Origin of the sequence: Nocardia sp. BMG51109, from assembly GCF_000526215.1 — a bacterium.
GTDB lineage: Bacteria > Actinomycetota > Actinomycetes > Mycobacteriales > Mycobacteriaceae > Nocardia.
In genome coordinates this window covers 149,188-163,970 of sequence record NZ_JAFQ01000003.1, presented here as the reverse complement: position 1 = coordinate 163,970, position 14,783 = coordinate 149,188, and the positions used below count along the sequence as shown (strand labels likewise).

13 protein-coding genes are annotated in these 14,783 nt (G+C 70.4%); 2 read left to right on the top strand and 11 right to left on the bottom strand.

The genetic code is table 11. The features are described 5' to 3' along the window. Positions 1 to 16: 16 nt before the first annotated feature. Positions 17 to 1,435 (top strand): PQQ-binding-like beta-propeller repeat protein, encoded by a 1,419-nt coding sequence (locus D892_RS0100950; protein ID WP_232235939.1) that lies wholly within the window; start codon positions 17 to 19, stop codon positions 1,433 to 1,435. A 33-nt stretch (positions 1,436 to 1,468) separates the two neighbouring features. Here D892_RS0100950 and D892_RS0100945 read toward each other — a convergent pair whose 3' ends face one another. The 9 genes from D892_RS0100945 to ctaD form a co-directional block, all read right to left on the bottom strand. Then, a complete protein-coding gene (locus tag D892_RS0100945) occupies positions 1,469 to 2,641 on the bottom strand; it encodes a hypothetical protein (RefSeq protein WP_024799461.1) in 1,173 nt (390 codons plus the stop codon). A gap of 12 nt (positions 2,642 to 2,653) precedes the next feature. Further along, positions 2,654 to 3,631, bottom strand: a complete 978-nt coding sequence (locus tag D892_RS0100940; RefSeq protein WP_024799460.1) for a class I SAM-dependent methyltransferase — start codon at positions 3,629 to 3,631, stop codon at positions 2,654 to 2,656. Positions 3,632 to 3,668: 37 nt separating this feature from the next. Further along, positions 3,669 to 4,433 (bottom strand): enoyl-CoA hydratase-related protein, encoded by a 765-nt coding sequence (locus tag D892_RS0100935; protein ID WP_024799459.1) that lies wholly within the window; start codon positions 4,431 to 4,433, stop codon positions 3,669 to 3,671. Positions 4,434 to 4,517: 84 nt separating this feature from the next. Beyond that, positions 4,518 to 5,291 carry an NUDIX hydrolase gene (locus D892_RS0100930; RefSeq protein WP_232235947.1) on the bottom strand — a complete coding sequence of 258 codons (774 nt, stop codon included), beginning with the start codon at positions 5,289 to 5,291 and terminating at the stop codon, positions 4,518 to 4,520. 354 nt (positions 5,292 to 5,645) lie between these two features. Beyond that, on the bottom strand, positions 5,646 to 6,479 hold the full coding sequence (locus D892_RS0100925; protein ID WP_024799457.1) for an ABC transporter ATP-binding protein: 834 nt from the start codon (positions 6,477 to 6,479) through the stop codon (positions 5,646 to 5,648). A 54-nt stretch (positions 6,480 to 6,533) separates the two neighbouring features. After that, entirely contained in the window at positions 6,534 to 6,743 is a 210-nt protein-coding gene (locus D892_RS46250; RefSeq protein ID WP_255360203.1) for a DUF6479 family protein, read from the bottom strand. 36 nt (positions 6,744 to 6,779) lie between these two features. After that, entirely contained in the window at positions 6,780 to 7,649 is an 870-nt protein-coding gene (locus D892_RS0100915) for a peptidyl-tRNA hydrolase (protein ID WP_024799456.1), read from the bottom strand. 766 nt (positions 7,650 to 8,415) lie between these two features. Then, entirely contained in the window at positions 8,416 to 9,684 is a 1,269-nt protein-coding gene (gene serB / locus D892_RS0100910) for a phosphoserine phosphatase SerB (protein ID WP_024799455.1), read from the bottom strand. Between the two features lie 170 nt (positions 9,685 to 9,854). Next, on the bottom strand, positions 9,855 to 11,591 hold the full coding sequence (gene ctaD, locus D892_RS0100905; RefSeq protein ID WP_024799454.1) for a cytochrome c oxidase subunit I: 1,737 nt from the start codon (positions 11,589 to 11,591) through the stop codon (positions 9,855 to 9,857). Between the two features lie 228 nt (positions 11,592 to 11,819). Between ctaD and D892_RS0100900 the strand changes: the two genes are divergently transcribed. Then, positions 11,820 to 12,905 carry an iron-siderophore ABC transporter substrate-binding protein gene (locus D892_RS0100900; RefSeq protein ID WP_024799453.1) on the top strand — a complete coding sequence of 362 codons (1,086 nt, stop codon included), beginning with the start codon at positions 11,820 to 11,822 and terminating at the stop codon, positions 12,903 to 12,905. 3 nt (positions 12,906 to 12,908) lie between these two features. Here D892_RS0100900 and D892_RS0100895 read toward each other — a convergent pair whose 3' ends face one another. Then, positions 12,909 to 13,307, bottom strand: a complete 399-nt coding sequence (locus tag D892_RS0100895) for a hypothetical protein (RefSeq protein ID WP_024799452.1) — start codon at positions 13,305 to 13,307, stop codon at positions 12,909 to 12,911. Between the two features lie 65 nt (positions 13,308 to 13,372). Continuing rightward, positions 13,373 to 14,527, bottom strand: a complete 1,155-nt coding sequence (locus D892_RS0100890) for a damage-control phosphatase ARMT1 family protein (RefSeq protein WP_024799451.1) — start codon at positions 14,525 to 14,527, stop codon at positions 13,373 to 13,375. Between the last annotated feature and the right edge of the window lie 256 nt (positions 14,528 to 14,783).

Sequence of the window (14,783 nt, the reverse complement as noted above, 5' to 3'; positions counted from 1 at the left end):
GATGGGAGTCCAGCAGGTGCGAATCGGCAGCCGGCGATCCCCGCGCGAGCACAACCGGGGCGGGGGGAAGGCATCCACCGCCGATCGCGCGGCGGTCGGTCCTGCGCGGGCACGCGCGGCACGCCGGGCGGTCGCGGTCATCGGCGCGGTCGGTCTGCTCGCCGTCACCGGGTGCGGCAGTACCACATTGGACGACATCAAGGTGGGTCCCGGCAAGGGCTGGCCGGTGGCCTATCACGACGGCCGCAACAGCGCCGCCACCGCGGTCGAGGGTTCCCGGCATCTGGTGCCGCACTGGAACCGTCCGCTCGGCGGACCGGCGGCGGTGCCCACCATCGTCGGACCGGGCGGGCAGCTGTGGGTGACCACCCGCCTCCCCACCGACTGCGTCGGGAATCCCGCCCCCTCGGGCGCGATGTTCTCCTTCCAGATGCCCACCGGCCGCAAGCGATTCTGCAATCCGATGGGTCCCGACGCCCTCGCGGCGGGCGCGGCCGTGGACGGGATCGACAACGTCTACGTCGGCGACAACGGCGGCGTGTTCTCCTACAACGCGCTCGGCCAGCCGCGGTGGCGCACCCCGGTCGCGGGCGTGCCGGTGTCGGTGCAGTTCACCGGCGAGGGCGACGTGCTGTCGGTGACCCAGTCCGGCCAGATCGACGTGCTGGACCGGCAGACCGGAGACCTGCGATCGGCCACCTTCCAGGCCCTGGGCGAGCCGGATTTCCTGCGGCAGCCCGACCTGCCCCGGCCGCCGGACGGCCAGGGCATCGGCGACTGCGTGACCGGCGGGCCGCAGTGCCCGGTGTCCAACGTGTCGGCGATCGAGCACGACTCCGGCCGCTTCTACCTCACCCTCCGCCGTCCCGGCGCGCCGATCGCGGCGCTGGTGGCGCTGCGCTACGCGGACAAGCGAATTCAGCAGGACTGGAGCGTCGACATCCTCACCGACGGCAGCGCCACCAGCCCGGCACTCGCCCCGGACGGCAAGACGGTCTACATCGGCGACAACAGCGGCCGGCTGCTGGCCGTGGACGCCGCCGACGGGCGCGTGAAATGGAGTTGGCCGCTGGGCTTCGCGCCGCAGGGCACGGTGTCGGTGCGGGACGGCCTGCTGATTCCGGGCGGCGACGAGGGCCACCTGCTGGCGCTGCACGACGACGGCGACAGCGCCCGGATCGCCTGGGAGCGCAAGGATCTGCCGCTGCGCGGACGGCCCGTGCAGACCGCCGGAAACACCGGCTACACGGTCGCCCCGATCGGTCCGGGACTGAGCCTGGTCACCTTCGACACCGGCGACGGCAGCACCGTCGCGACGAACGAGTTACCCGGCGCGCAGGGCAGCACGGTGGGGACGGCGGTGAGCGACAACCGCGAGGTGGTCGTGACGACCCGGATCGGCGAGCTGTTCACCTTCGAACCGGAGGACGACTAGCCGAGCCGCCGACGCCGCGCCGGGACCGAGGAATCAGCGGACCGGTGGCGTCTCGCAGAGGAAAACCGTTGCGGTACGGCCGATTCGGGTGATCACCAGGGTGAGCGGGCGGGACCCGCGGGGTTTGAGGCGTGCCCGCAGGGCGTCCGGATCCACGTCCACACCGCGGGTGAGGATTTCGAGTGGCCCGCAGTCGCGGCGGTGCAGTTCGGCGCGCAGCGCCTTCTCGCGGAGGTCGAGCCGATCGAGAATGCGGAAGCCGCGGACCCCCTCGGGAACCCGGTCTCCGGTGAGGTAGGCGATTCGCGAATCGAGCTGCCACAGACCGTATTTCGCGGCGTAGTGGCGGACCAGCCCGGCCCGCACCACGGCACCGTCGGGGTCGATGATCCACTCGCCGGGCGCCCGGTCGGGGATGTCGTCCGGTTCGTCGTCGGTGAGCGTCCACGACGAACCGTCCGAGCCGAGTACGGTGGCGCGCCGGGTGACGCCCGGTTCGGCCGGCTCCGCCGACCACAGGCAGGCCTCCCGCACGGCACCGCCCAGCGATACGACCTCCACCTCGCCGTCCCACGCCAGGCCGTCGAAATCCAGTCCGGGAGCGCACTTCACGACCAGGGCGCGGCCGCGGTAGGCGTCGAGCAGATCCGGCAGCGGCGGCTGTAACTTCGCGGGATCGTGGGTGCGCCGGCCGTCGGCGCGCCGGGCCGGGTCGGCGAGCACCACGGTATCCGTACTGCACGGTCGCAGCGCGTCGGCCCGGGCCGGCAGCACGTTCGGGGCGCCGGAGAGATTGTGCGCGGCCATCGCCAACCGCACGTCGTCGAGATCGCTGCCGATCACCGCGGGGCAGACCCGGTGCAGCGCAACCAGTTCCGCGCCGATCGAACAGGTGACGTCGTGCACCGCCCGGCCCGCCAGCCGGCGCGCCCGATGCCGGGCCACCGCGCTCGGCGTCGCCTGCTGCAGGGCGTCGTCGGTGAACAGCCAGTCCCCCGCCTCGTCCAGCTTCGCCACCGCGCGCCGACGCAGCCGCACCGTCTCCACCAGGGCCGCCGCCCGCTCACCGTGCTCGCGCCGCGCCCGCTGCACATCGTTCGGCAGCGACGCCGTCGTCAGCGCCAGCCGATCCACCGCGGCCAACGCGGAAACCGCTGCGGCACTGCGCAGGTACTCGACGTCGTCCCGGGAGAACCGATAGGCCACTGCGGCGGCGCACTACCTTCCGGCGGCGGTCGGCTTCACGCCGGTGATCATCGCGTTGTAGAAGAACCGGCGCGGCACCACATGCCGCAGCACCCGCTCGTCCACCCAGCTCAGGCCCAGCCACGCCCGGTACTGCGCGAGGCGGTAGCGCCAGGACAGCTTCTCGTCGGGCACGGCGGCCTCGAACGTGCGCACGGGCCAACCCCACAGGGCGGCGGCGAACTCCTCGGTCTCCGCGCGCACCTGCGTCGCGCCGGCCGACCGGGCGATCGCCTCCAGCTCCGACGGATCGAACGTGTGCAGGTCGACGACGGCCTCCAGCGCGGCCGCGCGGGAGGACTCGTCGAGCTCCTCCTGCGGCCGCCGCCATTCGCGCAGGAACGGCAGCTTGGTGACCTCGGTGGTGACCTTCCAGGTGACCTGCCCCAGCTTGCGGGCGTAGAGGTTGCCCACCGTGGTCGGCTCGCCCGCGAAGACGAACCGCCCGCCCGGCTTCAGCACCCGCAGGCATTCCTTGAGCGCCAGCTCCACATCCGGAATATGGTGCAGCACCGCATGTCCCACGACCAGATCGAACGTGTCGTCCTCGTACGGGATGGTCTCGGCGTCGGCCACCCGGCCGTCCACCTCCAGGCCCAGATGCTCCGCGTTGCGCAGCGCGACCTTCACCATGCCCGGCGACAGATCGGTGACCGAGCCCCGCTTCGCCACCCCGGACTGCATCAGGTTCAGCAGGAAGAATCCGGTGCCGGAGCCGAGCTCCAGGGCTCGCTCGTACGGCAGCGGGGCGTGCGGGACGACGGCGTCGAAACGGCCGCGGGCGTAATCGATACAACGCTCGTCGTAGGAGATCGACCACTTGTCGTCGTAGGTCTCCGCCTCCCAGTCGTGATACAGCACCTGGGCCAGCTTGTTGTCGGCGAGCGCCGCCTGGACCTCCGCCTCGGTGGCGTGCGGGTTCGGCGCGGGGTCGTCAGGACGTGCGGTCATGGTCCGCTAGCGTACTCGAGCGATCGGCGGACGGAGATCAGCGGCCCAGGAATTCGGCGGATCCCGGACCGACCGCCGAATAGGAACGTGTTCCGATGCCGCGATCCGCGGTGTCGAACAGGTCGGCCCACTCGGCGCGGGCCCGGTCGTGGCCGTGCGTACCGGCCTCGAAGACCCGCTTGGCGGCCGCCAGCGCGCGGGCCGGGCCGCCGGTGAACTGCCGGGCCCAGCGCAGTGCCGCGGTGAACACGTCGTCGGGGGCGACCACCTCGTCGGCCAGGCCGATCGCCGCCGCCTCCGCCGGATCCACGAAGCGGCCGGTGTACACCAGATCCTTGGCGCGGGACGGGCCGACCAGCAGGCTCAGCCTCCTGATTCCGGCCACCGGGATCAGGCCCATCCGGACCTGCGGCAGGCCGAGCTTCACGTTGTCGCCGATGACGCGGTGGTCGGCGCCCAGCGCCAGCTCCAGTCCGGCGCCCAGCGCGTAACCGCTGATCGCGGCGACCGTCGGCTGCGGCAACCGCGCCAGGCAGCCGAGCGCGCGCTGCAGATCGCCGGCCATCGCATGCGCCTGGTCGGCGGTCAGCCGCGCCAGCTCGGCCGGCTCGTCGCCGGCGCTGAACACCCGCTCGTCGCCGTAGACGACGACCGCGGCCACCTCGTCGTCCCGGGCGATGCGGTCCGCGGCGGCCGCCAGCTCCAGTGCCAGTTGCACGTCGACGAGGTTCATCGGCGGCCGCGCGAAACGCAGCACGGCAATCCCCGCCTCGGCGCGGTCCACGGTCACGTATTCGGCCACAGCGCACCAGCCTACTGGGCATCCACCGCCGGTCCGGCGGTCGGGCGGGACATCGGATGGACGGTCGGCCCGCGGCCGACGGGCTCAGCTCGGCCGCCGCGACCCCTGCGGGCGCATGCCCTCGGGCAGGTCGGCGAAGTAGCGGTCGTTGCGCGGGAACTGCAGCCGAGGCTTGCCGTCGACGGTCGTCAGCACCGGCTGGATCGGCTCGACAACCGGGGCGGCGGCGAGAATGCCCGCCGTATCGGCGAATTCGCCGAGCGCCGTCAGCTGCGACCAGGTGGGCGGGAGCAGCACGTCCTGCCCGGCACGCCAGCGGTCCAGGGATTCGGCGGGGGTGCGCCAGGCCACCTCGTGTGCCTCGGAGGTCGCCCCGTCGGCGCGCTGACCGTCCGGCAGCACGGCCACGAAGAAGTAGGTGTCGTAACGCCGCGGCTCGACCACGGGCGTGACCCAGTTGGCCCACGGGCGCAGCAGATCCGCGCGCAGCACCAGATTCTCGCGGGCGAGGAACGCGCCGAGCGACAGTTCCCGATGTTCCAGCTGCGCCCGCACCTCCCGGTAGACGGCGGTATCGGAGACCACGGTGCCGGCGGTCGGCCCCGCCAGCAGCACCCCGCACTCCTCGAAGGTCTCGCGCACCGCGGCGCAGACCAGCGCCTGCGCGCGCGCCGCATCGGTCCCGAACCGCCGCCCCCACCACGCCGGATCGGGCCCCGCCCAGTCGATCTCGGCCTGCGCGTCGGAGGCGTCGACACCGCCGCCCGGAAAGACCGTCATCCCCGCCGCGAAGGTCATCTCCTGCGCCCGCCGCTGCATGAACACCTCGGGGCCGGACGCCCCGTCACGGACCAGCATCACCGTGGACGCGTCCCTGGGCACCGGCGGCGTCGGATCGGGTTCGGCAACAGTCTCGCTCACATTCGCACCCTAACGTCTGCTTGGTCGTGCCGATCGACAGGTATCCGTCACACCCGCTGGACAGGCCACATGGCTCCGGCGGTGGATCGCGCGGTGCCTCTCGGTACCGCAGCGGCACCCCCTTTCACGGCTGCAACGGCACCCGCCATTCCCGCGTGCTTCCGGCCGGAACAGCATCGCGCACCGGCATAGGCGCACCACCCGCACCGGGGGCATCGCCTCACGGACCGCACGAATTTCCCGGGCGCGCCGGACTCCGGTGACACGGGCCGCGCGAGGGAGGTGCGGCGATCACGCGCGGCGGTGGCGACCGAAACGCTGGGAGCGGCGGGCGAAGTAGCGGCCGTCGATGCGATCCAGGGTGATCGACTGGCGGAACGCCTCGCTGAGCTTCTCCGCGGTCACCACGTCCTCCAGCAGGCCCTGGGCAATCACGCTGCCCTCGTTCAGCAGCAGGGCGTGGGTGAAGCCGGGCGGTATCTCCTCGACGTGATGGGTGACCAGCACGGTGGCGGGGGCGTCGGGATCGGCGGCCAGATCGCCCAGCTTCTCCACCAGTTCCTCGCGGCCGCCCAGATCGAGGCCGGCGGCCGGCTCGTCGAGCAACAGCAGTTCCGGGTCGGTCATCAGCGCCCGCGCGATCAGCACCCGCTTGCGCTCCCCCTCCGACAGGGTGCCGTAGGCGCGATCGGAAAGGTGTTCGGCACCCAGGCTTTCCAGCATGTCGATCGCGCGGTCGGTATCGATGTCGTCGTATTCCTCGCGCCAGCGGCCCAGCACCGCGTAGCCCGCCGACACCACCAGGTCGCCCACTTTTTCGTCGAGGGGCACCCGGCTGGCCACCGCCGCCGACGAGAGCCCGATGCGCGGGCGCAGGTCGCTGACGTCGGTGCGGCCCAGCACCTCACCGAGCAGGCCGGCGGTGCCCGACGTCGGATGCACCTCGGCGGCGGCCATCCGTAGCAGCGAGGTCTTGCCGGCGCCGTTGGGGCCGAGCACGACCCACCGTTCGTCGAGCTCCACCTGCCAGGTCACGGGACCCACCATGGTGTGGCCCGAACGCCGGACGGTCACCTCGTTGAAGTCGATGAGCAGATCGGGATCCGGTTGCGGCACGGGCTCCATCTTGGCCCACGCCCGCGAACCCTTGCCAACGTGGTCGGTTTGCACGATAAGTGTTCATAGTCGCCCGGGCGGCCGGGCGCGCGCCGATTCGTCGTCGTGCGGCTGTGATTCGGGACTCGTCTTCCGCGGCCGCGGCGAACGGAACAGCCGGCCCAGCACCAGCGCCACCGGAATCGAGCACACGACCCAGATGCCGAGCACTATCAGCAGTGTCGTCATGACCGTCGCACCTCCGCGCGTCGTGCACCACCGATACTGCCGCATCCCCGCCGTCGCGTCGACCGCCGGGACACAGGTGCGTCACCGCGCCGACGGAGGACCATCGGCCGGAACGGCTGCCGGAACGGGCGGAACGGCGATCACCGTGATCGACCCGGGCGCCACCTCCGTGAAGCCGGCGTCGCGAACCGCGGTCGCCGAACCCTGCCGGACCCGCTCACACAGCGCCGGCCACTGCCGGGGCCCGGCCTCGCGCACCGAGCACCGCAGGCCGCGCCGCGACCACGCGTAGGCCCGCTGCACCGAAAGTGCCCCGGCCAGCAGCATGCTCGCGTGCCCGACCTGGGCCGCGGCCTTGCCCACCGTCATGCCCAGCTCCGAATTCACCCACAGCACAGGAAGTTCCGGGTCGGTCGGGCCCGGTTCATCGGCTTCCAGGTCGGTGCCGTGTCCGATGCTGCCACTCGCCGGGCCTGCGTGGTTACGTTCCGCCGCCGGGCCGGACGCCGGCGGCATGCGGATCTGCAATTTCCGGATGCGCGGGTCGACATCGCCGACCGGACCCGGCACCAGCGCCCGCGCCTGCGCGGCGCCCACGTCGACGGTCACGCCCTCGACCTCCCCCGCCGCGAGCCACTGCGCGCCCCGCGCCCGCCGCGCCACCTTCCGGATCCTCGACCGTTTCCAGGCCAGATACCGCTGCTCCCACTCGCCGCCGGGGCCGACCCGCGGATCCAGGCACAGCGCGACCGCGGCCGTGGCGGCCGCCTCCAGCAGCGCGCTGCGCGGCGGCGGGTCGACCTTCGGAAGGTGCAGTACCACTTGCATCGCCTGCACCAACGCGGGATCGGCCGGATCCCCGCCACCGCCGTAGCCGCCGGCCAATTCCGCATGGCAGGCGACGAACTGCTCGTCCGGCCCGCACGTCGCGGCGCCGATCGAATCCGTCATCCGCGGGCTCCGCGTATGTCGGTCGGGGCGGTACCCGTTGCAGCCAAGACATCTCCCATCACCCGAGGCCAACCCGATCCGAGCCTATCGCCGCCCGGCGAGCGGCCCGCCACTACAGCGGCCGTGCCCGGCCCGAAATTCCCGCCCGTCGGCACCCGCCGCGGTCCGCCCGACACGACCCACATGCCGACCCGGCGCGACCCGCAGCGAGCGGATCAGCACGCTGCGTTACCGGCATACGTTGCGCCGGTTCGGTTCTCCGGCGGGCCGAAACTCGTTGCGAGCCCGGTCGAGTCCCCGGTGCAACTCGATACCGGCCCCGAACCGGGTCGAAACCGGGAGCAAATATCGGGCAGACTCGATATTCGACAGTTACAGCTTGCACAAAATCCCGCCCTGGCGATCGTCAGGTTAACTTCTTCTCGCGGTGATTCCGGTCAGGGGCAGCGCCTCTCACCGGGTCACAACCGGAACGGCTGACCGAGAAGTTGCGGTCCAGCGACCACTCGGCGGCACGCAGCTCGATCCACGGCACGTGACTCGAATCCCGGCACGTCACCGAGTGTTCCTGAATCCCGGCCCAATCCGACCGCACGGCCCATTCGACGGTACGGCTCAATTCGGCGCCACGACTCATTCGACGGCACGACTCATTCGACGGCACGACTCATTCGACGGCACGACTCATTCGACGGCACGACTCATTCGACGGCACGACTCATTCGACGGCACGGCTGAGTGCGGCAGCCGAATCCGGTGGCCCGTATCAGGTCAGCGGTACGCGGCGTAGTAGTCCGTCGCGAGCGTCGGCAGCCTCCACCTCGTCGCGGGTGACGCCGAGGATGAACAGCACCGCGTCCAGGTAAGGGTGCGACAGGGCGGTGTCGGCGACCTCGCGCAGCGCCGGCTTGGCGTTGAACGCGATACCCAGGCCCGCCGCGTTGAGCATGTCGATATCGTTGGCGCCGTCACCGACCGCGACGGTCTGCTCCATCGGCACCCCGGCCTCGGCCGCGAAACGGCGCAGCGCCGACGCCTTCCCGGGCCGGTCGACGATCTCGCCGACCACCTTCCCGGTCAGCTTGCCGCCCGCGACCTCCAGCGTGTTGGCCTGCACGAAATCCAGTTCCAGATCGTGCGCCAGCGGCTCGATCACCTGCCGGAAACCGCCGGACACCACGCCGCACCGAAAACCGAGCCGGCGCAGGGTGCGAATGGTGGTGCGGGCGCCGGGGGTGAGCTCGATGGTCTCGGCGACCTCGTCGATCACCGATTCGTCCAGCCCGGCCAGGGTCGCCACCCGCTGCCGCAGCGATTCGGCGAAGTCGATCTCACCGCGCATGGCCGACTCGGTGACCCTGCGGACCTCGTCGTCGACGCCGGCGTACTCGGCCAGCATCTCGATCACCTCGCCCTGGATCAGGGTGGAGTCGACATCGAAGACGATCAGCCGCTTGGCCCGGCGCGCCAGGCCCGCGCGTTCGACCGCGATATCGACATTCTCCTTCGCCGCCACCACCGAGAGGGTGGTGCGCAGGGCGGTCTCCGCGGCCGGGTCGGCCGGCGCGGTCACCAGCAGTTCCAGGCCGATCACCGGATAGTCGGCGATGCCGCGGATCGAGTCGATGTTGACGTCCTGCTCGGCCAGTTTGCGCGCGATCACGCCGAAGGCCCGCGCGGTTACCGGACTGCCCAGCACCACCACGGCATGCGTCGACACCCGCGCCCCGGTCACCGAATTCGCGCCGATCTCGACGTCGACCTGCATGCCGACGGTGGCCATGGCGTCCTCGAGCTGATCCTGCAGACCCTCCGGATCGCCCGGACAGGTCACCAGGACGCCGAGGGTGAGCCGCCCCCGGATCACGACCTGTTCGACATCGAGCAGGCTCACCCCGTTGCGCGCAAGGGCCGTCAGCAACACCGAGGTCACGCCCGGCTTATCGGATCCCGTGACAGTGATCAGCACCGTCGTCCCCGAGGCGGCGGCCTGGGTCAGCCCGGGAGTGCCGTTGTCGGATTCGGACGCGCTCAATCGAAGACTCCGTTCTTTCCACGTGCTCGGCCGCCGACGACGGCCCGCTCATTGTCTCAGGGCGGCGTGGGTACGGCGCGAGCTGTCCGGGACGGGGTGTTCTGTATCACCCGCCCCGAAAACCGAACGCGGCGGCCGTCTGTCGACGACCGCCGCGAGGTTCGATCCGGCTAGCTCGAAACCTTCTCGGCTTCGGCCACGTGATGTGACTTCGAGCCCGGGCCGACATGTGCCTCGGCGCGCATCCGCTCCACCATGTGCGGGTAGTGCAGTTCGAACGCCGGACGCTCCGACCGGATCCGCGGCAACTCGTAGAAGTTGTGCCGCGGCGGCGGGCACGACGTCGCCCACTCCAGCGAGTTGCCGTAGCCCCACGGGTCGTCGACCGTCACCACCTCGCCGTACCGGTAACTCTTGAACACGTTCCACACGAACGGCAGCACCGAGGCGCCCAGCACGAACGCACCGATCGTCGAGATCGTGTTCAGCAGCGTGAAGTTGTCGATATCCAGGTAGTCGGCGTACCGGCGCGGCATTCCCTCGGCGCCCAGCCAGTGCTGGACCAGGAAGGTGGTGTGGAAGCCGACCATGGTCGTCCAGAAGTGCCACTTGCCGAGCCGCTCGTCCATCATGCGGCCGGTCATCTTCGGGAACCAGAAGTAGATGCCCGCGTAGGTGGCGAACACGATGGTGCCGAAGAGCACGTAGTGGAAGTGCGCGACCACGAAGTACGAGTCGGAGACGTGGAAGTCCAGCGGCGGGCTGGCCAGGATGACCCCCGACAGACCACCGAACAGGAACGTGACGAGGAACCCGACCGAGAACAACATGGGTGTCTCGAACGTCAACTGGCCCTTCCACATGGTGCCGATCCAGTTGAAGAACTTCACCCCCGTCGGCACCGCGATCAGGAAGGTCATGAACGAGAAGAACGGCAACAGCACCGCACCGGTCGCGTACATGTGGTGCGCCCACACCGCGATGGACAGCGCGGCGATGCCCAGGGTGGCGTACACCAGCGTGGTGTAGCCGAAGATCGGCTTGCGGCTGAACACCGGGAAGATCTCGGACACGATGCCGAAGAACGGCAGCGCGATGATGTACACCTCCGGATGCCCGAAATACCAGAACAGATGCTGGTAGAGCAGCGCTCCGCCGCTCGCCGGGTCGTAGATGTGCCCGCCCAGGTGCCGGTCGTAGGCCAGCGCCATCAGCGCGGCCGTCAGAATCGGGAACGCCAGCAGGATAAGAACACTGGTGACGGCGATGTTCCAGGTGAAGATCGGCATCCGGAACAACGTCATCCCCGGCGCGCGCAGCACCACGACGGTGGTGAGCATGTTGACGCCGCCGAGGATGGTGCCCAGACCCGAGACGGCCAGGCCCATGATCCACAAGTCCGCACCCACACCCGGCGCATGCACGATATCCGACAGCGGCGTATACGCCGTCCAGCCGAAATCGGCGGCGCCACCGGGGGTGATGAAACCGGCCGTCGCCATGCTCGCGCCGAACAGATAGAGCCAATAGCTGAACGCGTTCAACCGCGGAAAGGCGACGTCCGGCGCACCGATCTGCAACGGCAGCACGACATTCGCGAAACCGAACACGATCGCGGTCGCATAGAACAGCAACATGATCGTGCCGTGCATCGTGAACAGCTGATTGAACTGCTCCGGCGACAAGAACTGCAGACCCGGCCGCGCCAGCTCACCACGCATCAGCAGCGCCATCACGCCACCGATCATGAAGAACGACATGGCCGTCACCATGTACATCACACCGAGCACCTTGGGGTCGGTGGTGGTGACCGCCTTGTAGATGAACGACCCCTTCGGCCCCAGACGCGCCGGATACGGCCGAGCGGGTGCCAAGTTCGGGACTGGCTGAGGCTCTACAGCAGTCACTGATCCTCCATTTAGGTGTGGCCTTGTAGCTGGTCGCCCTGCCGAGCACCCCGTTGCCGGAGACGGGCACTGACGACAATGGGCTACGACGCATCGTAAACCGTGCTGCGGCAGGGCATCGCGCCCGGTCCTACTCTCTGTCGTAATAGGGCCCCTCGGAGCCGCCGCCGAGTCCCGCCCGGTGTCGTTCCTTGGGGCACCGCCCCGGGCCTGTGTACCCTTCCCCGCATGCCGGTGATCGAGGTCGATACCACCCGAAACACCACCGCCCGCAACCACCGCCACGCTCGTCGTCTGCGCGCCGGCGGCTTGGCGGCCGCCGCCGCGGTGACGCTGGTGTCGGGCTGCGCGCAGGGGGCCGACGACGACGTCAACATCGTGCGCACCACGACCAGCATCGCCGGGGCCGCCGTGGTCGGCCTCGAGCGCGACACCCGCACCGCCTGCGCGCTGCCATCGGCGCCGGATCAGGCGTCCGGGACCCGGGGCGTGCCGCAGCCGGCCGGCACGATCCAGGTGCCGGCCGACCCGCAGCGCATCGTCGTCCTCGACACCGCGGCGCTGGACGCGGTGTGCGCGGTGGGGCTGTGGGAACGCGTGGTCGGGGCGGCAACGATGCCGGGCCCGACCCCGCAGCCGACCTATATGGGCACCGGCGTGCAGAAGATTCCGAGCGTCGGCGGCCTCGGCTCGCCCGATATCGCGGCCGTCACGGCACTGCACCCGGACCTGATCCTCGGTTCCGACGACTCCGGCAATGTCGATGTGCTGCGCGGGATCGCCCCCACCGTCCGGGCCGGGGCCGACGGCTGGCAGCAGACCTTCACCGCCTACGCCGAGGCGATGGGCCGTGGCAACGCCGGGGCAAAGGCCCTCGCGGACTACCGGACCGACGCCCGGGAGACCGGCGCGGCGATCGGGGCAAACCTCTCGCAGGCCTCGGTCATCCGTTTCTCCGCCGACGACATCCGGGTGCAGGGCAACGACAGCTTCGCCGGTCAGGTACTCGCCGACGCGGGGGTGCAGCGGCCGACCGTGCAGCGCGGCGCCTCGTTCTCCGTCGGCGGCCTGGACGACGACGGCGAGCGCAACAAACTCGAGGGCGACATCCTCTACCTGATGTTCGACGGTCAGGACGGTAAGAGCCGCGGCGAGGAGGTCATGCGCGGTGACGACTGGGACAAGCTCAGCGCCGTGTTCGACAAGCGCGACTTCGCCGTCGACGACACCATCTGGCACGGGTCGGGCGTCACCGCCGCGCGGGCGATACTCACCGACCTGCACAAGTCCCTCAACGGCTACGTCACCGACTGACCGTCATGGCGGCGTGTCGGTCACCGGGCTCTCCCCGCGGCGGCGCGGCGTCCGCTTCCGCGGCCGCAGCGCGTAGGCCGGCACCAGCTGATCGGTCAGGTGCAGCGCCGGCCGCCCGTCCGCGTACGGAATCGAGAAGTTGACCCGGCCCAGCCAGTCACCGGCCAGGGTCGGCACCCAGTGCGTGAGGGTGCCGGGCCGTTCGCCCGTCATATCCAGCCCGGCGCCGTTGACGTGGCGCGGCATCCCCGGATCGCGAAGCAGAATCGCGTCGAGACGGACCCACACCGGCCGCGGCGGATAGGTCAGCGCGCGGTAGTAGTAGCCGGTCTCGTTCGGGTATTGCAGCTCGGGTTTCGTGCCTTCGGTTCGAGGTAACTCACCCTCCTCGTTCGAACGCATATTCGGACAATACTGTACGGTCCGTGACACGTCTTACGATGGTAGGGATTCGGCAGAAACGCAGGTCAGTGGGCCTGAATGAGTGCGTGCTCGCCGCTCGTACGCCACGAACGGCCGGTCGCGTCGAGGTCGGCGACCAGAGCGGCGGGCAGCCCGGCGACGACATCGGACTTCAGCGTGCGCAGCGCGACGACCGGCGTCGGGAAGTAGGCGGTGAGGTCGGCGAACGGCGTCGTCGGGGCCCAGTCGCGGTCGCCGAGCAGGCGGCGGTAGTTCAGATCGCCCTTGAGGATCGTGACCGCCGCACCCGCGACGTCGTCCGCCAGATCCGCGGGCATGTCGTGGAACGACAGCGGAGCGCAGAAGAATTCGTGTGTGCGCGGGATCAGGCGGCCCTCGTTCAGCGCCTGCCACAGCCGCTCCCCCACCGCCCGGGCCGCGGCCGCCGAACTGTCGCGCAGCACGCGCAGCGCGGCCAGCAGATCGGTCATGGTCGCGTCCGAAACGTAGTACGGCCGCGGCTTGAGATAGATCGTGACGGTGGCCGCCGCACCGCCGGCGAGCAGGTGATCGATCAGGATCAGATCGGGGAGCAGTTCCCGGCCGGCGTTGTCGGCGATCAGGCATACGGCCGGTGCGGCGGCGGCCGCGAGCCGCTCCCACAGCGCGGCGCTGTCGTCGACGAGAAGCCGGTCGCCCCTGCTGCCCGGGCCGGCGGTCAGCCGGAATCCGAGATCGGCCTGATTGCCCCACAGCGCCGACACCAGCAGGGCGTCGCGCCTCGTCTCCTCGGGCGCATCCGCCAGGCCGGCCAGCGCGGCCAGTTCGTCGGCGACGGCCGGGCTCGCCAGCTCGTCGGCCTTGGCCGGACCGAACGGATCGATGCCGTGCCACACGCCCGGCCCGAAGTATCCGACCGCTTCCAGCAGCCGCCGGTAGAAGTAGCTCTCGGCCCAGAGGAACGAGGCGTCCGCCCACGGCCCGCCCCACATCTCGGCTCCCCACTCCGCCCAGCGCGCACCGTCCGGCGCCTCGGTCCGCAGCGGTTCGATCACCCCGGCGACGCTCTCGGCCAGCAGTTTCCGCAGTGCCGCCTGCTCCGCCCGGCCGTATGGACGAGCGCCGATCACCTGCTCGATCAGCTTCGGATGACGCTCGTGGAACACGCTGTGCGGGAAGGTTCCCGGACGTGCGGCGAGGATCGGCGGCGCATCGGTCATACCCCGATCCTGTCGTACCGAGATCCGCAAGCACCGTCACGGGTCCGCGCGCCGGCCCATCCGGGGCCGGTCCGCGCGGACGGTTCACTCGGCGCGCGGAGAGGTTCCCGGACCGGTCGTGTAGTCCCCGCCGGACGACGTGCGGCCCCGGCAGGCGTTTCCCGCTCCGTGCCACCCACACATCGCAGGCCGTTCGGGCGGTTCGAGTGAGAGTTGGTCTTCAGGTCGATATCCGTTCAGGTTCCGTTGCGCTCCG

Excerpts from the sequence above, each read along its gene's own strand:
- D892_RS0100940 (WP_024799460.1), bottom strand. The coding sequence starts at position 3,631 with ATGACCGCACGTCCTGACGACCCCGCGCCGAACCCGCACGCCACCGAG.
- D892_RS0100930 (WP_232235947.1), bottom strand. The coding sequence starts at position 5,291 with ATGCTGGTCCGTGACGGGGCGTCCGGCCCCGAGGTGTTCATGCAGCGG.
- D892_RS0100925 (WP_024799457.1), bottom strand. The coding sequence starts at position 6,479 with ATGGAGCCCGTGCCGCAACCGGATCCCGATCTGCTCATCGACTTCAAC.
- D892_RS46250 (WP_255360203.1), bottom strand. The coding sequence starts at position 6,743 with ATGCGGCAGTATCGGTGGTGCACGACGCGCGGAGGTGCGACGGTCATG.
- D892_RS0100915 (WP_024799456.1), bottom strand. The coding sequence starts at position 7,649 with ATGACGGATTCGATCGGCGCCGCGACGTGCGGGCCGGACGAGCAGTTC.
- D892_RS0100900 (WP_024799453.1), top strand. The coding sequence starts at position 11,820 with ATGCCGGTGATCGAGGTCGATACCACCCGAAACACCACCGCCCGCAAC.
- D892_RS0100895 (WP_024799452.1), bottom strand. The coding sequence starts at position 13,307 with ATGCGTTCGAACGAGGAGGGTGAGTTACCTCGAACCGAAGGCACGAAA.
- D892_RS0100890 (WP_024799451.1), bottom strand. The coding sequence starts at position 14,527 with ATGACCGATGCGCCGCCGATCCTCGCCGCACGTCCGGGAACCTTCCCG.